The following is a 20,493-nucleotide window of genomic DNA, read 5'->3' as shown; positions in this document are numbered from 1 at the left end:
TTCAGGGTCTCACCTGGGCCAGCCGCAGCCACGAGAGGGCCTGGAGGGAGGCGAACCACGCCACCGCGACGAGCGTGTGGCGCAGGTGGTTCACCTGGGACCAGCGCAGCGCGGACGCCACGGACTCAGGGGAGTCCGGCGCGTCCAGCAGGCGGATCATCGTGGGGATGAAGTACGAAAACGTGAGGAGCCGGTCCACGAGCGCGACCCCGGCCGCCACAAGCCACCAGGAGCGCAGAGGGCCTGTCACCTGCGTGGCGAAGTAGAAGCTCGCCAGGGTGAGCAGCGTCAGCGGCCCCGTGCTGACGAAGCCCCAGAAGCGCAGCCCCACGTTGTCCTGTCGCGCCGCCTCCGCGTTCCAGTGCGCTCCCGTAGCGTCGAGCCACCGGGGCAGCAGGATGCGGTGCTCATAGAGCCCCGCGCCGAATGCGATGCCCAGGTTGAGGACGAAGAGCCACAGCAGGATTGCGCCCACGGACAGCTTCAGGTTCATCATGGGCTGAAGAATGCGTCCCGGCGTGCTCGGGCGTCTTTCGCGTCCTTGTGCTGTTTTTCTCAATCCTGCGGTGATTCGCGATGAGCCCCCGGCATCTCCTCCTCCAGCAGATTGGCACCGACATCGTTCGCTTCCAGGACGCCTCCGCGGACTTCGACGCGGCGGTCGGTGAAGTGCTCGCCCTGGGCCGCGCGGAGCTGGTGTGTCTTGCGCAACTGCACTTCGGAGGCCCCGCGCCCATGAGCGCGGTCGCGCGCGGCACCGACGTGGAGCGGCTGGAACTCGCGGGCTACGTCCGGCGGGAGGCCGCCAAAGGAGGCAGGCGGCTGGTGCTCACCGAGCACGCGCGCGAATGGATTGAGACCCTCTGGGGGCCCTTGAGCGTGGATGGGATGCGCTTGATGGAGCCCCTGTCGGACGCGGACCTGAAGGTCGTCGCCGGCTTCCTCACCGCCGCGCGGGCCGTCCAGGAGCGCCATGCGTCCCGGCTGTCGAAGCTCCTCCAGACTCCGAGCGGCTCACCGGCGGTTCGCAAACGCGGCGGACTCTCCGCCGCCGCCCTCTCCCGCGTGCAGCTCTTCGTCGAGGCGCACCTCGCCCGGCGCATTCGCGTGGGGGAGCTGGCGAAGCGTTCGGGCTTGAGCGTCTTCTACTTCACCCGCGCCTTCCGCCAGTCCACCGGGATGACCCCACACGCCTTCGTCCAGAAGCGGCGGGTGGAGCGGGCGCGCGAGCTGTTGAAGCACCCCACGCACTCGCTGGGCGACATCGCCCTCGCGGTCGGCTTCAGCTCGCAGAGTCACTTCACCACCGTCTTCCGCCGCGTCACCGGACTGACGCCCGCGGTCATCCGGCGCTCGGTGGCGCCCCTCCCCTCTGCGCAAGCCTTCCCGTAAAGCCGGACAGCGTGGCGCTCCAGGTGCCATCCGCCCTGGGCGTCAACAACGGCGGGCCTGACGAGAAGAGCGCTGGGAGGACGCACCGGGCTCCTCCTTGGGAAACCTGTCCGACTGTCGGACAGGTTTGGACGCTTCGTCCGCCCCGCAGGGCCACTTCCCCACTGGACGGGTGGGCGGTGCGTCTCCGGAGCCTCCGCTAGAACGCCAGGTTGAGCTGGAGCGTGAGGAGGTTGGACGTGCCCGGGTCCTTCGCCAGGGTCACCGCGCCCAGCAGCGCCGGGTCCGGCGTCTCCTGGTGCGCGAACTGGTAGCGCAGCTTCACCGCCAGGAAGGGCGCGTCCAGGAACCACCCGAGCTGCGCCTCCGCGATGTAGAGCGCGTCATCGTCCAGCTCGTGGCTCGCGTCCAGCCAGGACAGGCGCACGCCCGCGTCCAGCACCTTCTTGTAGAAGACGTAGTCGGCCTGGGCCCACGCCCCCAGGCTGGTGAAGTTCGTGCCCGCCGCCTCCGGATTCGTGCGCTCGATGTAGGCCTCCATGAAGAAGGTGAAGCGCTGGGCCTGGAGCAGGAAGTCCACGCCACCGGTGGCGAACTTGCGCACGCCCTCGTCGGTGAGGTCGAAGCTGCCCGTCTCCACGTTGAAGTTCTCCTCGCGCCGCTGCACCTTGCCGCCCGCGCCCTGCACCGTGAAGGACACGCGCAGCGGCGCGCCCTTCTCATCCGACATGATGAACGGCAGCTCGCCGTAGCCCATGGGCCCCATGGGGCTCACGGTGAGCCGCACGTTGGACGCCCACCGCCCCGGGTCCGACGTGATGGAGCGCAGCGGCGAGCCGCTGTAGATGCCCGCGTAGTACTCCAGCGTGTCCGTGGTCCCCATGAACGTCACGCCCTTGTCGCGGCCCGTCCAGAAGTAGTTCGCCACCTGCGCGAACTCCGGGAAGAGGATCTGCTGCGGCCCCAGCGATTCGTGCCGGCTGAGCGGCGTGTAGTGCTGCCCCAGCCGCAGGCCCGCCGCCTTCCAGGGCTGCACGTCCACGTAGGAGTCCAGCAGGTAGGGCGCCAGCGGGGATGCCAGCTCCAGCGACGTCCAGAAGCTGATCCACGGCCGGTACACGTTGCCGTAGATGCGGGGGCGCAGGAACGGGAACGCCGTGCGGGACTTCGCCTCGCCGTCCTCCCAGACGGGCTCCAGCTTGTAGGCGGCCTGCAAACCCGCGCCCAGCCGGTAGTTGCCGTCGTCGGACGCGATGGCGAAGCCCTTGTCCTTCGTCGGCGTCTCCACCTTCGGAGGCTTGTCGTCCTTCGCGTCCTCGGCCTCCGCGCCAGACAGCGCGAGCACGCCCAGCAGCCACGCCCAGCCCCACCGCTTGCGCATGCCCACGACCCCTCGCCGGCCCGGATCCCCGACAAAGGGCTCCGAGCCATGGTGGGAAGCGAGGGCATGCGCGGCACCGCCGCCCGCGGTGCCTTGCGCCTATCGCTGGCCGGACACTCCGCCGCCGGAACGGGCCGCCTGCTTCGCGCTGCCCGAGGAGAAGATGTCCCCGCCCAGCTCGGTGATGATGGACTCCACCGCCTTCTGGCCGCGCACGCTGTTGCCCGACTTGTCCAGCGGCGGGGAGAACGTCGCCACCGCGAAGCGGCCGGGCACGACCGCGACAATCCCACCACCCACGCCGCTCTTGGCCGGCAGGCCCGCGGTGAAGGACCAGTCCCCGGAGTTCTCATAGAGGCCGGTGGTGAGCATCAAGGACAGCACCTTCTGGGCGTTCTCGGAGTCCACCACGCGCTTGCCGGTAACGGGGTTCATGCCGCCGTTGGCCAGCGTCGCGCCCATGATGGCCAGGTCCTTCGCCGTGACGTTCACCGAACACTGGCGCGTGTAGACATCCAGCGCCTCCATCGGGTCACCGGGCAGCGCGTCGTAGGACTTGAGCAGCCAGGAGATGGCGCGGTTGCGCGTGTTGGTGGCGGACTCGGAGCGGTAGACGTCCTCGTTCACGGTGAGCTCACGCCCGGCGAAGGCATTGAGCGTGTCCTGGATGCGCGTCCAGCGCTCGTCGGAGCTCTGCGCCGGCACCATGCTCACGGCGGTGATGGCGCCCGCGTTCACCAGCGGGTTGCCCGCGGGCGGCCGGTTCGCCTCCTTGTTCTGCTCGATGGCGGTGATGGAGTTGAAGGGTTCGCCGGTGGCGTTGGTGCCAATCTTCTTCTCCACCTTCGCGGCGCCCACGTCCTGGAGGACGCGCGCCAGGGTGAAGGGCTTGGAGACGGACTCGATGGCGAACGGGTGCTCCGAGTCCCCCACCGAATAGACCCGCCCATCCACCGTCACCAGCACGATGCCGAAGAGACCGGGGTCCACCTTCGCCAGGGACGGGATGTAGTCCGCGTTCTTGCCGTCCTTCACGCCCTTGTAGCGGGCGTGGGCCCGTTGCAGCGCGTCCTTCGCCTCCGCGGCGGACACCTCCGCGTCGGCGGGAGCCTGTTGCGTCTTCTGCGCCTGCGCGGGGGCGGACTGCTGGGCAAGGCCCACCCCTGGCGCGCCCAGCAATCCCATCACACACACGAGTGCCGTGGCGGCCCGCCGCTTCCTGTTGCCCATGGACTTCGACATGGAACGTCCTCCCCTTCACGCGTCCGGCGGGTGCCGGCGCCGCGTTCACCCTGGGGACGTAGGCGGCTGTCGGGCAACGCACGGCCGTCGGTGGAACGGGCGCACGCGCCACCGGCCGCTCCTCACCAGGGGACGACGCAGGGCCTGCGGGCACGCGCCATCTCTCCGGCAGCAGCCCAGCCCGCCGCCAAGGAGTGCGCATGTCCCTGCATGGAAAGGACGAAGTCCGCGACCGCATCAACGATGACGTCTATGCGTCGCCCGACCTGTCCGTCCCGATGCCCAAGTTCCGCATCCCCGACGGCGAGCACAGCGCGGACCATGCCTACGCGGTGGTCCACGACGAGCTGCTGCTGGACGGCAACTCCCGGCAGAACCTGGCCACCTTCTGCCAGACCTGGGCCGAACCCCAGGTGCACCGGCTGATGGATGAGTGCCTGGACAAGAACATGATCGACAAGGACGAGTACCCGCAGACCGCGGAGATTGAAACGCGCTGCGTGAACATGCTCGCCGACCTCTGGCATTCGCCCGAAGCGAACGACACCGTGGGCACCTCCACCACCGGCTCCAGCGAGGCCGCGATGCTGGGGGGCCTGGCGCTCAAGTGGCGCTGGCGCAAGCGCCGCGAGGCGGAAGGCAAGCCCACGGACAAGCCCAACCTCATCTGCGGCCCGGTGCAGATCTGCTGGCACAAGTTCGCGCGCTACTTCGACGTGGAGCTGCGCCAGGTGCCGCTCGCCCCCGGCCGCACGACGATGACGGCCGAGCAGGTGCTCAAGTACTGCGACGAGAACACCATCGGTGTGGTGCCCACGCTGGGCATCACCTTCAACCTCGTCTACGAGCCGGTGAAGGACATCGCAGACGCGCTGGACGACCTCCAGCGCCGCACGGGCCTGGACATCCCCATCCACGTGGACGCGGCGAGCGGTGGCTTCATCGCGCCGTTCATCCACCCGGACGTCGTCTGGGATTTCCGCATCGAACGGGTGAAGTCCATCAACGCCTCCGGCCACAAGTTCGGGCTGACGCCGCTGGGCTGCGGCTGGGCGGTGTGGCGCGACAAGAGCGACCTGCCGGACGAGCTCATCTTCCGCGTGGACTACCTGGGCGGGGACATGCCGACGTTCGCGCTGAACTTCTCGCGGCCGGGCGGGCAGATCGTCGTCCAGTACTACAACTTCCTCCGGCTGGGGAAGGAAGGCTACCGGCGCGTCCATCAGGCCTGTTCGGACACCGCGAACTTCATGGCGCTGGCCATCGAACAGATTGGCCTCTTCGACATCCTCTACGACGGCCGGGGCGGCGTGCCCGGCGTGTGCTGGAAGATGAAGGACGGAGTGAATCCCGGCTTCACGCTCTATGACCTGGCGGACCGGATGCGCGAGCGCGGCTGGCAGGTGCCTGCCTACCCCATGCCCGCGGACCTCCAGGAACTGGTGGTGCAGCGGGTGCTGGTGCGCCACGGCGTCAGCCGGGACCTGGCCACGCTGCTGGTGCACGACCTCATCGGCTGCATCGAACACTTCCGCCGCCACCCGGTGAGCACGCCCATGTCGAAGCAGGAAGCCTCCGGTTACCACCACTGAGCTTCAGGGCAAGGGAGCCCTCATGCGAGTCATCACACGCCACACCGCGCTGCTGGTGGGAGCGGCGGCCCTGGGCCTGGCGGTCGTCGCCTTCGCCCAGGGGAGCGCTCCCGCCGCGAGCCAGCCCCACCCGCATGGCCTCTTCGGCGGGATGCTCAACGCCCTGGGCAAGCAGCCCTTCATCCTGCTGTTCCTCATCGTCGCGGGCGGCTACGCGCTGGGGAAGGTGCAGGTGAAGGGCGTGGGGCTGGGCTCCACCGCGGCCACGCTGCTCCTGGGGCTGGTGGTGAGCGTCTGGGCCTTCCAGGCGTTCCACATCGCGTATGCCATTCCGGAGTTCACCAGCACGGTGTTCTTCAACCTCTTCATCTTCGCCATCGGCATGAAGGTGGGGCCGCAGTTCATTGGCGGCATCCAGCGTGAGGGGCGGCACCTGCTGCTGCTGGCGCTGCTGGTGCCGCTGCTGTCGTCGCTGCTGGTGTACCTGTCGAAGTTCGTCTTCCACCTCCAGCCGGGTCTGCTGGCCGGCATCCTGTCCGGAGCGAACACCGCCACGCCGGGCTTCGGCGCGGCGCAGTCGGCGCTGGCCAGCGGCGCGGTGAAGCTCACCGGCGGCGCGACGCTGGAGCAGGCCCGCGCGAACCTGACGACGTCCTACGCGCTGCTCTACTCCGTCAGCATGGTGCTCTTCACCGTGATGGCGAAGGTGCTCCCGAAGCTGTTCGGCCGGGACGCGGTGGCGGACGCCAAGGCGATGGAGAAGGTGCTCGCGGGCGAACAGCAGTCCGCGCTGCCCGGCACCGCCGAGTCCTTCCTCCGGGGCAGCATGCCGGTGGACGTGCGCGTGTTCCGCGTGGAGAACCCGGAGGTGGATGGCCGCTCGCTGAAGCAACTGAGCCATCTGGCCCCGCGCGCCGGCATCGAACGGGTGCTGCACGCGGGCCGCATCTACGTGCCCGAGGACGGCCTCGTGCTGCACCGGGGGGACGAGGTCGCCGTGGCCGGGCCGGTGGGCCTCTTGATGATGGGGCCCCAACGCATCGGTCCGGAGGTGGATGACTCGCGGCTGCGCGACGTCCGCTTCGAGACGCTGGAGATCGTCGCGCACAAGTCGGACCTCGTGGGCCGCTCCCTGGGGGACATCGCCAGCCAGGAGGGCCACGGCCTCTACCTCAACGCGATGTTTCGCGGCGGCGACGAGCTGCCCATCGCCCGCGACGCGGTCATCCGCCGGGGCGACGTGCTGCGCGTCACCGGCAGCCGCCGTCGCCTGGACATGCTCCAGAAGCGCGTGGGGCGCGTGGTGCGACCCAGCCTCGTGACGGACATCATCACCCTGGCGCTGGGCGTGTCGCTGGGCGCCTTCCTGGGGGCCCTCTCCGTCCCCGTGGGCGGGGTGAAGTTCAGCCTGGGCTCCGCGGTGGGCCTGCTCATCGTGAGCATCGGGCTGAGCATCCTGCGCACCCACAACCCGGCTTTGGGCGGCCCCTTTCCCGAGGCGGCGCGCGAGCTGCTGGAGGATTTGGGCCTCAACGTCTTCATCGCCATCCTGGGCATCAACGCGGGCGCGGGCGTGGCGAGCGCCGTCGCGGGTGGCACCCTGGCGCCCATCCTCATCATCGGCGTCGTCGCCGCGCTGGTGCCGCCCATCGTCGCGTGGGCGGTGGGCCAGTACGTGATGAAGATGAACACCGCCGTCCTCATGGGCGCCGTGGCGGGCGCGCGCTGCAACAGCGCCGGCATGCGCGCCGCGCAGGAGGCCACCCACAGCATCATCCCAGCCATCGGCTACCCGGTGACGTTCGCGGTGTCGAACCTGCTGCTCACGCTCATCTGCTACCTCTTCGCGCTGATGGGATGAGCGTCTTGCCGACAACGGGCGCAAGGGCGGCGCGGGCAATACCCGCGCCGCCTTCGTCTTCGCAGGTTGCCGGGCATGCGAACCCTGCTCATGGCCCTGGGCCTGCTGCTTGCTCCGGTGATGACCGCCAGGGCGGTGTCGTCGGACGAGGACACGCCCCCGCGCGGGCGACAGTTGGGCGGCCACACCTTCCAGTTGCCCATCCTCCAGCAGAGCGCGCTGATCACCACGCACGTGGGCGTCCGCGAGGGGGTGGCGCGCTACAGCGTGCCCGCCATGCCCACCGGCGTCGACCGGCGGGACCTGTGGCTGCTCGGCGTGCAGTCCACGCTGGACCTGGGCCTGCGCCTCACGGACTGGCTGGACCTGAGCGTCTTCGCACGGGCCACGAGCGTCCTCGGGGCGAACGTGGTGTCGCTGGTCACGGACGGCGGCTCGCTCGACTCCGTGGGGCAGGCGGGCGTGGGGGTGCGATTGCTGCGCGGTGAAGCCAGCGGCACCCAGCTCACCCTGCGCGCCGTGGGCGGCCTCACCAAGGAACGCCAGTTGACGCTGCTGCCCTTCATCCAGGCCATCACCAACAATCCCCTGCTGACTCTGGACGATGCATTGAATGGACAGGCCCGGGAGTACCTGCTGGTGCCCGGGACCGAGAAGTCCGTCACGGGCGGCTTGTTCCTGGCGCAGGCCCTGGGGCCTGCCTTCTCCCTCCAGGCCTCCGCCGTCGCCGACTACGCGTGGCGGACGAGCAAGCCCTTCGACGCCGTCGTGGGCGGCCGCGTGGAGCAGAAGACGGAAGTGGCTCGCGTCAACCTGGCCGCGGCGCTGACGGCGGACATGGGCCCCCCATTGGGCATCCCCATCGCGGTGATGGGCGAATACCTCTTCACCACCGGATGGCGGACGGAGGTGGACCTGCCCGACCACACGCTCAACTCGCACAGCCTGGCGCTGGGCGTCTACTACTCCGGCCGGCCACACCTCCAGGTGGGCCTGGGCGCGGCGGCCACGCTCGACGCGGAGCCCCGTCGCACCCTGACCGCGGACGGCCAGACGCTGGAGTCAGACGACACCACGCTCACCTATGCGCAGCTCATCCTGCGCTACATCTTCTGACCGGCCACGGACACGGGCAACGCCTGACGGCCCGGCTGCCCATTCCAGGAGGACGATGTCCACGTCGGGAGGGGTGTCCACCTCGTCCCCATGGGACACGCCTCGCGCCACACCTCCGAGCGGACCGGTTCGTCATGGCTCGCCCGCGTCAGTCCCTTCATCGCCTCGCTGCGGGGCTATGACACGACTCGCCTGAAGAAGGACCTGGTGGGCGCGCTCACGGTGACGGCGCTGCACATCCCGGAGGGCATGGCGTATGCGCAGCTCGCCGGCCTGCCACCGCAGACGGCGCTGTACTCCACCCCGGCGGCGCTGGCGCTCTACGCGCTGTTCGGCAGCTCCCGGCAGCTCATCGTCGCGGTGTCCGCCAGCGTGTCGGTGCTCTCCGCCGCCACGGTGGGCGCGATGGCGCAACAGGGCTCGCCGCGCTTCGTGGCCCTCACCGCCGCGCTGGCCCTGCTGGCGGGCGCTGTCGCGGCGCTCGCGGGCGTGTTGAAGCTGGGCCGCATCGCGCAGTTCTTCTCCGCCTCCGTGCTCAGCGGCTTCGTGTTCGGGCTGGCGCTCATCATCGCCATCAAGCAGGTGCCGAAAATCCTCGGCATCGAAGGCGCCAAGGGCGGCTTCTTCGAACGCCTGGAATTCATCTTCACGCACCTGGGGCAGACGCATGTCCTGACGCTCGTGGTAGGCGCGGCGAGCATCGCGGCGCTGTTGCTGTTGGGACGGATGTCCCGGCGCATCCCGGCAGCGCTCGCGGTGCTGGTGCTGGGCATCGTCGTCTCCGCCGTACTGCACCTGGACGCGAGGGGGGTGGCCATCGTGGGCCCCATCCCCTCCGGGCTCGTGTCGCCCCAGCTCCCGCAGGGCGTGGGCTTGAAGGACCTGCTGGGGCTCTTGCCCGGCGCGTGTGGCATCGCGCTGGTGGCGTTCGCGGAGGCCATCGGGCCCGCGCGCATGTTCGCCGCGAAGCACGGCTACGAGGTGGACCCCAATCGGGAGCTGGTGGGCCTGGGCGCCGCGAACGTGGGCGGCGGTCTGTTCCGGGGCTTTGCCATGGGGTGCAGCCTGTCCAAGTCCGCCGCCAACGACCAGGCGGGCTCCACCACGCAGGTGGCCTCGCTGGTGACGGCGGGCCTGACGCTGTTGGTAGCGCTCTTCCTCACCGGCCTGTTCCGCGCGCTGCCGGAGGCCACGCTGGGCGCCATCGTCGTGGTGGCCATCCTGGGGATGATGGACGTGAAGGAGCTGGTGCGGCTCTTCCGCCTGCGCCGCGCGGACTTCCTGGGCGCGGGCGTGGCGCTGCTGGGCGTGCTGGCCTTCGACGTGCTGCCCGGGCTGCTCATCGCCGTGGGCGTGTCGCTGTTCCTCACCGTCTACCGCGCCAGCCAGCCGCGCATGAGCGAACTGGGACGCGTGCCAGGGACGCTGGACCTGGCGGCCACGCACCGTGAGGCCTCCGCCATCACCCTGCCCGGCCTGCACGTCTTCCGGCCCGAGGAAGGGCTCTTCTTCGCCAACGCCACCTCGCTCCGGGACGAGGTGCTCGCCCGCGTGCGCGACGCTGACGTGCCGGTGCGAGAGGTGCTGCTGGACCTGGAGCTGACGGACGACCTGGACGTGCCGGGCGCGGACATGCTCGCCGGCCTGCACGAGGACCTGTCCCACCGGGGCATCACCCTGGCCCTGGCGCGCGTGCACCGGCCGACCTGGCGGATGCTGGAGCGCACCGGCGTGCTGGCGAAGGTGGGCCGCGAGCACGTCTACCCGCAGGTGACCGCGGGCGTGGAGGCGTGGATGGCGCACCACGAATCCCAGGCATGGCAGGAGTGGCGCCTCATCCGCGACGGGCTGTATCTGGTCCGCAGCCGCGTGGACGAAGCGGGCGCGGGGCTGCACGGCGAGGAGCGCCACCGGCAGGAGGACCTGCTCGTCCGCCTGGATGAAGCAGACAGGCGGATGCGTGAATTGCTGAATCACCTGCCGCATGCCCCGTCCGGGGACGACGACCCCCGGGGCACCCGGCACTGAGCGCAACAGGGACCGTGCGGAGCACCGCAAGGGACGCCCGTCCGCGACCCGGGGACGGCGCGCGCACTGGAAGCAGGCCGCACCTTGTACGGCAGTCAAACCGCGGAGGGGGCAACACATGGCGAGCGTTGGCAAGAAGCCCACGGGCAACGGCAACGGACACGGCAAGCAGGGGAAGCGCAAACCCAACATCCTGGTCATCTGGGGCGACGACATCGGCTTCTGGAACGTCAGCGCCTACAACCAGGGGATGATGGGCTACAAGACGCCCAACATCGACCGCATCGCGAAGGAAGGCGCGCTGATGACGGACTGCTACGGCCAGCAGAGCTGCACCGCGGGCCGCGCGGCGTTCATCACGGGCATGAACCCGCTGCGCACGGGGCTCACCACCATCGGCATGCCGGGGGCGAAGTATGGCCTGCAGGACTCCGACCCCACCATCGCGGAGATGCTCAAGCCGCTGGGCTACACCTGCGGCCACTTCGGCAAGAACCACCTGGGCGACTCCAATCCCTACCTGCCGACGATGCACGGGTTCGACGAGTTCTTCGGCAATCTCTACCACCTGAACGCGGAGAACGAACCGGAGTGCCCCGACTACCCGAAGGACCCGGCCTTCAAGGCGCGCTTCGGTCCGCGCGGCGTACTGCACACCTACGCCACCGACCGCGATGACGTCACCGAGGATCCGCGATGGGGGCCCGTGGGCAAGCAGCGCATCGAGGACACGGGCGCGCTGACGAAGAAGCGCATGGAGACGGTGGACGGCGAGTTTCTCAAGGGCACGCTGGACTTCATGGAGCGCGCGGTGAAGGAGGGCAAGCCCTTCTTCCTCTGGCACAACACCACGCGCAACCACGTGTGGACCTACCTCCAGGAGAAGTACCAGAACGTGACGGGCTACGGTCTCTACGCGGACGCGATGCGCGAGCTGGATGACATCGTCGGGGTGATGCTGGCCAAGCTGGACGAGCTGGGCATCGCGGACAACACGATGGTGGTGTTCTCCAGCGACAACGGCGTGCAGAAGATGGGCTGGCCGGACGGCGGCAACAGCCCCTTCCGCGGCGAGAAGGGTTCGACGTGGGAGGGCGGCGTGCGCGTGCCGTGCGTGGTGCGCTGGCCGGGCGTGGTGGAGCCGGGACGCGTCATCAACGACATCTTCGCGCATGAGGACTGGATGCCCACGATGGTGGCGGCGGCGGGCGGCGCCACGGACCTCGTGGAGAAGTGCAAGCAGGGCTACAAGGTGGGGGACAAGACCTTCAAGGTCCACCTGGATGGCTATGACATGAACGCGCTGCTGGCGGGCACGGCGCCGGGCGACCGGCACGAGTTCATCTACGTGCTCGACAGCGGCAACCTCGCGGCGGTGAGGTACGACGACTGGAAGATCATCTTCAGCTACCAGGACGGCGAAGGCCCGGACATGTGGTTCAGCGGCAAGCGCTTCAACCCGGCGTGGCCCTACCTCATCAACCTGCGCTCGGATCCATTCGAGTACGGGCCGCACTCCGGCATGTACACGTCGTGGTACGGCGAGCGCATGTTCACGTTCGTGCCCGCGCAGATGCTGGTGAAGAAGTTCGCGGAGAGCCTCATCGAGTTCCTGCCCAGCCAGGCCCCGGGCAGCCTGAGCATCGGGCCGATGAAGGAGCGCGTGAAGGAGAAGCTCGAGGAGGCGCGCAAGCAGAAGGACCAGCCGAGCATCGGGGACCAGGTGCTGTCGCTGGCCAATGAGGTGGAGCAGTTCATCCACCGCGCCCAGCAGTCGCACACGTAGCAACGGTCCTTCGCGGGCGGTGACGGGAGCGAGCCGTCACCGCCCGTGGACCTTCGAGCCCGGAGGACCCAGCTCTTCCGGCAGTGGCGTTCGAAGGAACTTCAAACCTTTGGGCAGTTGGATGACCTGAAAGCCCTGCCCCGAGATCCTGACAAGATCACCGTCAACAGCCTTCCCACTGGTCAACCACCCATCCGCCTCCTCCTGAGACGTGAACTCCTTAATAACGTAGGTGCGGCGATCGGGCCGTTGGGCATGATGGGAGCAACCGCCCAGAGCCATTGTGCACGAGAGCATCCATGCGCTCGCGCTCCTGCGCGGCAGGGCCAGTCGCAAACCGCTCGCAGCGGAGTACTCCACTCGTCAGACACCCGCGACCTCCGCGCGGTAGATGAACCTGCAGCCGCTCCATCAATCACTGCACGACACACCCGCCGGCCCCCGGCGCGAGTGTCATTCCCCGCCGCGCGTCGGATCTTGTCGTCGGAGGACCCTGCGTCCTCCGGGGGCCATGCCATGCACAGGGACGAAGACCTCAGCGGTTCCGCCGTGGTTCCCGACACCGGGCCCACCACCGACACCTCCCAGCGGCCCGGCCGCGCCCCCTCCCCGGACATGGTCTGGGTCCCCGGCGGCATGTTCTGGATGGGCTCCGACCACCACTATCCAGAAGAGGCCCCCGCCCATCAGGTGACCGTCTCCGGCTTCTGGATGGACAAGCACACCGTGACCAACGAGCAGTTCGCCCGCTTCGTGGAAGCCACCGGCTACGTCACCGTCGCGCAGCGCCCGCTCAACCCGGCGGACTACCCCGGCGCTTCTCCAGAGACACTCGTCCCCGGCTCACTCGTCTTCCAGAAGGCGAAGGGGCCCGTGGACCTGAGCAACGTGGCGAACTGGTGGAGCTACGTCCCCGAGGCCTGTTGGAAACACCCGGAGGGCCGCCGCTCCTCCGTGAAACACCGCCGCGACCACCCTGTCGTCCACATCGCCTACGAGGACGCGGAGGCCTATGCCACCTGGGCCGGCAAGGCCCTTCCCACCGAGGCGGAGTGGGAACGCGCCGCGCGCGGAGGCCTGGACCGCAATGAGTTCTGCTGGGGCAATGACTTCATCCCTGGCGGCGAACACCGCGCCAACACCTGGCAGGGCTACTTCCCCTGGCAGAACCTGCGCGAGGACGGCCACGAAGGCACCTGCCCCGTCGGTGCCTTCCCTCCCAATGGCTACGGCCTGCATGAGATGGCCGGCAATGTCTGGGAATGGACCTCCGACTGGTTCCAGGAGCGCCACCAGGGCAACAAGGGCAAGGCGTGCTGCATCCCCGTCAACCCGCGCGGCCCCGCTACGCCGTCGGGGAGCCAGGATCCCTTCACGCCCGCCGTGCCCATCCCGCGCCGCGTGCTCAAGGGGGGCAGCCACCTGTGCGCGCCCAACTACTGCCGCCGCTACCGCCCCGCGGCGCGCTCGCCCCAGGCCGTGGACAGCGGGGCCAGCCACATCGGCTTCCGCTGCATCGTGCGGCCTCCCACCCCGTAGCCACTACGCGCTGCCAGCCCGAGGCGGGACCGGGTCCTCCCGGTCCACGGAGAAGCGCGGCGGCACCACCACCGTGGCGAACACCAGGCCCAGCACCAGTTGGAGCGCCACCAGCAACACGTCGAACAGCCGGGCTTTCGCGCCCGCGCCCCCCGCGCCCAAGAGCGCGACGAGGGCCTGCGTTCCGACGAACCCCGGCGCCAGTTGCAACAGCCCCGGCATGATGACGGTCATCGGCATCCGGTCCTTCCCGCGCCCATAGAGCAACCCCGCCACGCCCAGCACGAACGCGGACACCAGCGGACTGCCCTTGTCCCCGAGCACCGCCTTCGCCGCCGCCTGCGTCGCGTAGGCAATCAACACCCCGCAGACGATCCACCCCACGTCCCGCGGCCGTCCGGACATGCACACCGTCAGCGCCACGCCGCCAATGCCTACCAGCACCAGCGTGACGAGCGGAGGCAGCGCCTGCGCCGCGAAGTGGGGCGGCAGCGGAAGGAAAAATTCCCAGAGCGTCCCCGCCGCCGTGATGCCCACCCCCATCATCAGGAAGCGCAGCAGGCCATAGGTGAGCCGGGGCAGGCCCGCCTCCACCGACTCGGTGGCCAGCTCCAACGAGCCCAGCGTCACCACCATCGCGGGCACCAGCAACGTCACACCTCCGAACAGGGCTCGCAAGGCGTCGGACGACGGCAGGACCAGCGTGAAGCCGAACGCCACCAGCGTGCCCACGAACGCCGCCACGAAGCTCTTCTGCAAATCCAGACGCTGCGAGCGCAACGTGCCGTAGTGGATGACGCCCGCGAGGACGCCCACCACGAACGCCACGCCCATCTCCAGCCACGCCCCACCCACCCGGGCGGCGACCGCCGCGCCGTAGACGCCGTACGCCAGGAACACGAGCCATTCGGGATACGGCGAATGCGTGGCCACGATGCGGTCCAGCTCCGCTCGGGCCTCGGGCAGCCGCACGCCCCCTTGCGCGATGCGGTCCGACAACCTCAGCAACGCCGCGGCCCGGCCCAGGTTCCAGTGCGGGTTGAAGGGCAGCCGCGCGAAGGCCACGCGGGGACGCCCTGCGGACACCACCTCCGTCATCGCCAGACTCTGGAGCGTGAAGACCTCCACCTGGAGCCCCCAGGCCTTCGCCGCCCGTCTCACGCGCGCCTCCACCAGGAGCGACGGCTGGTAGGCCAGGTGCAGGGCCCTCGCGAGGTCGAGCAGGAAGGCCGACGTGGCCTCTTCATCCACCGGCATGTCCGTTTCGTGCTCCCGCCTCATTTCGCCTCCGCATCGCTGTCGTCACCCGCGCCGACCTCGCCGCCCGTCTCCCGCTTGTCGATGAACGAGAGGCTGATGCCAATCACCACGGTGGCCTGGAAGTAGCGGATCTGGTGGCTCTGCTCGGGCGCGGACACACCCGCCTGCTGGAGCGCGTCCGACAGTCGGTCCGTGCGCTTGCCGCCCCATGCCACGTCGGTTCCCAGCGTGAAGCGCGAACGACCCACCAGGAAATGGAAGCCCGTGGACGCGTGATACAAATCCCATCCCGCGAGCGAGGCATTGGCCCCCGGCGTGTTCGCCAGCGCGCTGAAGTCCGTGTGACCGCTCAGATACCCCCGCACCTTCGCCCCCAGCCGTTGCTCCAGCCCCAGCGCCACGTTCACCACGGGCGCGAGCGCCACGTCGAAGTCCGGGTCGATGACCTCCGACGAGTCCAGCGGAACGAAGGGAGCGCTGTCCACGAGCGTGAAGGGCGCCAGTCGGGCGAAGCCCTCCACGGACAGGTGCACGGTGGAGCGGCTGAACGTCCGGCTCACGCCCAACGCCGCGGACCACGGATTGCGGAAGTGCCCCCGCAGCCCGTCCTGGAAGTTGAACACGGACGCCGGCGCCGAGCCGGTGTCGAACCCCGGCGTGACGATGGAGCGCTCATAACCCGTCGAGCCCTGCCCCCAGAGCCCCACGCTCGGCGTCGTCACCGTCAGGCCCACCGCCCACGGTGCCTGCTGGTAGCTTGCGCCCAGCTTCAACAACAGACGGATGTGCCGGAGCTGGACGTCGCGTCCCAGCGTCGCCAGCAGGCGCTGGCCCGCGTCACCGGAGCCCTCGGCGAGCACCTGGACGCTCAATTCCTGCTCACGGAACGCGAGGAAGGGACTGAGGCCCACGCCCAGGCGCTTGCTCACGGGCAGGGCCCAGGAAAGGCCCGCCCAGTATTCGTGCACGGACTGGTCCAACTGCACGTCGGTGGACAGCGCATTCATCCCGGTCACACCCGCCAGGTCCGTGCCCGCGTGCACGCCCCGCGTCTCCATGCTGTAGGAGAAGCCCTGCCGCGTGAGCAGCGAATAGGCCAGCTGGGACTTGCCCAGGAAGTCGAAGCGGAACGAGCCCGCGATCAGCGACGGCACCGCGCTCACGTCGGACAGGCCCAGGTTCCTGCCCGACCCCAGCCCGTCCACCACGGTGACGCGCGTGTATTCGTACACGCTGCCGGTGAGCTCCAGCTCCGGCGCGGTCAGGAGGCCCAACGCCCCGGGGTTGTAATAGACAGCGCTGATGTCGTCCGGGCCCCCCACGAACGCGCCCCCCAGCAGCCAGGCCCGGTCGCCGAACTGCCGCGTGTTGTAGTGCGCGTCCTGCGCCAGCGCCGTCGCGGACAGCAGCACCCCGACCCCCAACGCCGCTCCCCTGCCCCACCGGGTCGTGCGTGCCATGGCGTCAGTGCACCGGAGGGGGCCGGGCGTCCTCTGCCATGACGGCCTCCCGCGGTCCCTCCTCCGCCTGGAACGCACGCACCGACGCGCCCACGGTGGGAAAGAGTCGGTCCTTCCCGATTTGCGCGAGCAGTCCCGAGCGCCGGAGCATCGAGCGCATCGGCGCCCGGGCCTGGGCCACGGCGAGCACGATGCCCTCGCCCTCCAGTTCGCGTCTCAGCTTCTCCAGCCCTTCCGCCGCGGTGACGTCCAGGTCGAACACGGAGGACGCATCCAGCACGAACCACTTCACCGGGACGCGGGACTCGGCCACCAGCTTGCGCACCTGTTCGCGCAGGAAGCGGGCGTTGGCGAAGAAGAGGGGCGCGTCGAAGCGGTAGACGACGAGCCCGGGCACCGTCTCCGCGTCCGCGTGGCCCTCCACGTCATGCCAGCCCGGCACACCCTCGCGCTCGCCCAGGACGGCGTCGTGGGGATGGGCGGCGCGGCGGATGAGGTCCACCAACGACAGCGCCACCGCGATGAGGATTCCCTGCAGGATGCCCAGCATCAGCACGCCCAGCATCGTCACCACCGCGAGCACCGCCTCCACCGGCCGCACGCGCCACAGCCGGATGATGGGCTGCACCTCCAGCAGGTACACCGCCGCGACGATGACGATGGCCCCCAGCGTCACCAGGGGCAGCTTCGCCAGCAGCGGCGTGAAGAACAGCGTGAACACCAGCACCACCCCCGCCGCGCCCACGCCCACCAGCTGCGTGCGCCCCTTCATGGACGCGTTCACCGCCGTGCGCGAATCGCTGCCCGTCACCGGGAACCCCTGCGTGAGGCCCGTCACGAGGTTCGCCGCCGCCTGTCCGAAGAACTCCTGGTTCGTGTCCAGGCGGTAGCCGAACCGGTCCGCGTAGATGCGTCCCGTGAGCACGGAACCCGCGTAGTTCACCAGCGCGAGGCTGAACGCCGCCGGCAGCAACGCGCGGAAGTCCGCGAAGCCCACCGAGGGCAGTCCGAAGGCAGGCGCCGCCGCGGAGATTGTCCCCACCACCTTCATGCCCCCGTGCTCCAGTGCGAACACCGAGGTCGCCAGCGTGGTGAGCACCACCATGACCAGCGGCGCGGGCCAGCGCGGCAGGAAGCGGCGCATCGCCACCAGCGCCGCGACGATGCCCAGGCCCAAGAGCAGCGTGGGCACGTGCGTGCGGCCCAGGTTCTTCGCCACCTCCCAGAGCTGCCCCGTGAACTGGTTCGACTTGCGCTCCAGCCCCAGCATCCGCGCCAGCTGACTGCCGATGATGATGAGCGCCGCGCCGTTGATGTAGCCGATGAGGATGGGCCGCGACAGGAAGTCCGCCAGCGCCCCCGCCCGGCACAATCCACCGATGAGACTGATTCCGCCCACCATCAGCGCCAGCAGGGCCGCGAGCGACGCCAGCCGCTCCGGAGCTCCGCCCGACACCACCGGCGCCAGCGCGGTCGCGGTGAGGATGGCGGCGCCCGCCTCCGGCCCCAGGAGCAGGTGGCGTGACGGACCCAACAGCGCGTAGGCCAGCATCGCGAAGACGCCCGCGTACAGCCCGGCCACGGGGCGCACGCCGACGATCTGCGCGTAGGCCATCCCCTGTGGAATGAGCATGGCCCCCACGGTGAGCGCGGCCAGCACGTCCGCGCGCAGCCACCGCTTCTGATACGTCCGCGCCTGCTCGACGCCAGGCAGCGCGCGCCGCAGGACGTGGCCGAGCGTGGCCGATGACAGCTTCATGGCCCGTCCCCCTCCGGCACCGCGTCCACCGGCGCCTGGCTCACCGCGTGTGCACGGCTCCCTTCCGGAGGAAGGGTGGGGACGCGCGCGGCCCGTGGCATCGCCCACCCGGGTGCCTTGCGCGCATGACAGGCCCGCTCAAGCGTGGGCCCGCCTGCCCGACGGCAGCGACGTCCCGCCTCCGCGCTCAGCCTTCTGGTGGCGCTTGTTCCAGATTTGATACGGCAACAGCGCCACGGTGCGCACCAGCAGGTACAGGCCCATGATGCCCAGCAGGCTCTTCATCGGGTAGGTGCTGCCGCCCAGGGCGAAGGCGAAGGCCGGGTTGCCGAAGACGGCGGAGATGGCCAGCGCCGTGCTGTCTTGAGGCCGGGGCCTGCCCGCCACGTGGCCCATCGCCGCCGAGCCCAGCGTCACCACGAACATCGCGACGAAGCCCCAGAATTGGAGGTCCTTCAACATCGGGATGCCGGCGAAGATCATCAGCAGCGCCGCCGCGCCCAGCGCGACGTTGAAGAAGAGCTTCGCGGGCTTGAGCAGTCGCCGCGCCCAGAGGGGTGACAGCTTCTGGAGGCCAATCCCCAGCAGGAACGGCACGAGGAACGGGAGGATGACCTTGGCCAGGAGCACACCATGCGGCGGCGGCTGGATGGACACCGGGAACAGCCTGCCCAGCAGGGCCAGCGACAGCGGCATCGCCAGGATGGCGATGAGCGACAGGGTGACGGAAAGCGCCAGGGTCAGCGACAGGTTCCCCTTCTCATGGGAGACGACGTTGAGCGCCATGGGCAGGCCCGGGCAGAACGCCATCAACGCGATGACACCCGCCGCGACGGGTTGCAGGGGCAGCACCTTGGCCACGAGCACGGACAGCACCGGCACCGCCACCAGCGACACCAGCAGCCCCCGCTTGAACGCCGGCTGCCGCACCCCCCGGCCCAGGTCCCCCAGGCGCCACGCCAGGCCCTGCGTCAGGCCCAGCGCGATGATGAAGCTCGACAACAGGAAGCCGATGATGGCTTGCAGGGCATGCATCAGCGTCCCTCCGGGAAGATGCGCTTCCAGTCCTGGCGCATGCTGACCACCGTCCAGCCACCCGCGCGCGCGGCCTTCAGCGAGGCGTCGTTCTTCTCCTGGTAGGCGAACTCCCGCGCCGCGTCGTCGTGGTTGATGAGCAGGGCGAAGCCCGCGCGCGGTTGCTCCTTCGTGTACTGGAGCATCTGGATGTCCCCGCCCGAACGCACGTTGCCCGCGGCGAACACCGGGCGCCGTCCGATGCGCTCTTGGATGCCCACCGGCTTGCCCGCCTTGTCATTGATGTGCTCCACCTTCGCCTCGCGCCGCAGCACGGGATGGCCGCCCTGGTCGTCGAAGTGTTCCTTCAAGTCGCTGCCGATGACCTGCTGGGGCGGGATGCCGTAGGTGCGCTCGGAGATGACGCGCATGAAGTCGGTGCCGCCACCGGAGCTGATCCACGTCTGGAAGCCGTGGGCGCGCAGGTACTGGAGCAACTCCAGCATGGGCGCGTAGGCCAGCTGCGTGTACGGCACGCCGAACTTCGGGTGGCGGGCGGTCTTGAAGAAGGCCCGCGCCTCGGCGGCGAACTCCTCCTGCGTCGTGCCCTTGTGGGTGGCCGCGAACAGCGCCATCAACTCAGGCTCGTCCATCGTCGAAAGCAAGGCCAGGTCCCCTTCCAGCACGGCCTTGAAGGGCTGCTTGAGCGCGAGCGACGCATCCTCCTTCACGAGGGCCTTGACCTGTTCCTTCAAGAAGGCGCCCTGCACGACGGGCTGCTCCTGCCAGAGCGTGCCGTCGTTGTCGAAGGTGGCGATGCGCTCTTCCGGGGGGATGAAGCCGGGGCTGCCCTCGGTGGTGGAGCGGGTGACGAAGTCGATGATGGACTGTTTCACCGGGCCGTCGTTCCAGGAGGGCAGCGGATCCGCCGCGAGCGCCTGGACGGGAACCGCCACCAGCAGCGTGAGCGCCCAGAGCAGGCAGACCTGTCCTGACAAGCCATTCCGCGTGAATCGAGCCACGGTCACCTCCCCTTCGCGCAATCCCAGACACCGACCCCAGG

The 20,493-nt window shown here is 69.4% G+C and carries 15 protein-coding genes; 7 read left to right on the top strand and 8 right to left on the bottom strand.

All coding sequences use genetic code 11. From position 1 onward, the window contains the following. Position 1: 1 nt before the first annotated feature. Positions 2-496 (bottom strand): DUF1772 domain-containing protein, encoded by a 495-nt coding sequence (locus OV208_RS37825; RefSeq protein WP_267578818.1) that lies wholly within the window; start codon positions 494-496, stop codon positions 2-4. Between the two features lie 80 nt (positions 497-576). Between OV208_RS37825 and OV208_RS37820 the strand changes: the two genes are divergently transcribed. Continuing rightward, positions 577-1,392 carry an AraC family transcriptional regulator gene (locus OV208_RS37820; protein WP_267578817.1) on the top strand — a complete coding sequence of 272 codons (816 nt, stop codon included), beginning with the start codon at positions 577-579 and terminating at the stop codon, positions 1,390-1,392. Between the two features lie 199 nt (positions 1,393-1,591). Here OV208_RS37820 and OV208_RS37815 read toward each other — a convergent pair whose 3' ends face one another. Both OV208_RS37815 and glsA read right to left on the bottom strand, forming a co-directional pair. Further along, positions 1,592-2,773, bottom strand: coding sequence for a porin (locus tag OV208_RS37815; RefSeq protein ID WP_267578816.1), 1,182 nt, complete (start codon positions 2,771-2,773; stop codon positions 1,592-1,594). Positions 2,774-2,872: 99 nt separating this feature from the next. After that, complete coding sequence (gene glsA / locus OV208_RS37810) at positions 2,873-4,015, bottom strand: glutaminase A (RefSeq protein WP_267578815.1); 1,143 nt, start codon at positions 4,013-4,015, stop codon at positions 2,873-2,875. 200 nt (positions 4,016-4,215) lie between these two features. On the opposite strand from glsA, the gene OV208_RS37805 reads away from it, so the two are divergent. The 6 genes from OV208_RS37805 to OV208_RS37780 all read left to right on the top strand — a co-directional run bounded on the left by OV208_RS37805 (position 4,216) and on the right by OV208_RS37780 (position 13,937). After that, the gene (locus OV208_RS37805) at positions 4,216-5,607 is read left to right on the top strand and encodes a glutamate decarboxylase (protein ID WP_267578814.1); all 1,392 of its coding nucleotides are present in this window, start codon (positions 4,216-4,218) and stop codon (positions 5,605-5,607) included. A gap of 22 nt (positions 5,608-5,629) precedes the next feature. After that, the gene (locus OV208_RS37800; RefSeq protein WP_267578813.1) at positions 5,630-7,468 is read left to right on the top strand and encodes an aspartate:alanine exchanger family transporter; all 1,839 of its coding nucleotides are present in this window, start codon (positions 5,630-5,632) and stop codon (positions 7,466-7,468) included. 75 nt (positions 7,469-7,543) lie between these two features. Beyond that, positions 7,544-8,584: a hypothetical protein gene (locus tag OV208_RS37795; protein ID WP_267578812.1), complete on the top strand. Its 1,041-nt coding sequence runs from the start codon at positions 7,544-7,546 to the stop codon at positions 8,582-8,584. Positions 8,585-8,674: 90 nt separating this feature from the next. Further along, positions 8,675-10,612 (top strand): SulP family inorganic anion transporter, encoded by a 1,938-nt coding sequence (locus OV208_RS37790; RefSeq protein WP_267578811.1) that lies wholly within the window; start codon positions 8,675-8,677, stop codon positions 10,610-10,612. Between the two features lie 118 nt (positions 10,613-10,730). After that, positions 10,731-12,398, top strand: coding sequence for an arylsulfatase (locus OV208_RS37785; RefSeq protein WP_267578810.1), 1,668 nt, complete (start codon positions 10,731-10,733; stop codon positions 12,396-12,398). A gap of 516 nt (positions 12,399-12,914) precedes the next feature. Then, positions 12,915-13,937 (top strand): formylglycine-generating enzyme family protein, encoded by a 1,023-nt coding sequence (locus tag OV208_RS37780; RefSeq protein WP_267578809.1) that lies wholly within the window; start codon positions 12,915-12,917, stop codon positions 13,935-13,937. A 3-nt stretch (positions 13,938-13,940) separates the two neighbouring features. Here OV208_RS37780 and OV208_RS37775 read toward each other — a convergent pair whose 3' ends face one another. The 5 genes from OV208_RS37775 to OV208_RS37755 form a co-directional block, all read right to left on the bottom strand. Beyond that, positions 13,941-15,218 (bottom strand): threonine/serine ThrE exporter family protein, encoded by a 1,278-nt coding sequence (locus OV208_RS37775; RefSeq protein WP_267578808.1) that lies wholly within the window; start codon positions 15,216-15,218, stop codon positions 13,941-13,943. Then, the gene (locus OV208_RS37770) at positions 15,215-16,657 is read right to left on the bottom strand and encodes a hypothetical protein (RefSeq protein ID WP_267578807.1); all 1,443 of its coding nucleotides are present in this window, start codon (positions 16,655-16,657) and stop codon (positions 15,215-15,217) included. The genes OV208_RS37775 and OV208_RS37770 overlap by 4 nt, the downstream gene beginning before the upstream one ends. 4 nt (positions 16,658-16,661) lie before the next feature. Beyond that, the gene (locus OV208_RS37765) at positions 16,662-18,416 is read right to left on the bottom strand and encodes a SulP family inorganic anion transporter (RefSeq protein WP_267578806.1); all 1,755 of its coding nucleotides are present in this window, start codon (positions 18,414-18,416) and stop codon (positions 16,662-16,664) included. Between the two features lie 138 nt (positions 18,417-18,554). Further along, on the bottom strand, positions 18,555-19,451 hold the full coding sequence (locus tag OV208_RS37760) for a symporter (protein WP_267578805.1): 897 nt from the start codon (positions 19,449-19,451) through the stop codon (positions 18,555-18,557). Then, positions 19,451-20,452 carry an HAD family hydrolase gene (locus OV208_RS37755; protein ID WP_267578804.1) on the bottom strand — a complete coding sequence of 334 codons (1,002 nt, stop codon included), beginning with the start codon at positions 20,450-20,452 and terminating at the stop codon, positions 19,451-19,453. The genes OV208_RS37760 and OV208_RS37755 overlap by 1 nt, the downstream gene beginning before the upstream one ends. Between the last annotated feature and the right edge of the window lie 41 nt (positions 20,453-20,493).

It is taken from the genome of Corallococcus sp. bb12-1, from assembly GCF_026626765.1.
Lineage (GTDB): Bacteria > Myxococcota > Myxococcia > Myxococcales > Myxococcaceae > Corallococcus > Corallococcus terminator.
The sequence above is the reverse complement of the archived record's forward strand: the minus strand, read 5'-3'. Positions and strand labels throughout refer to the sequence as shown.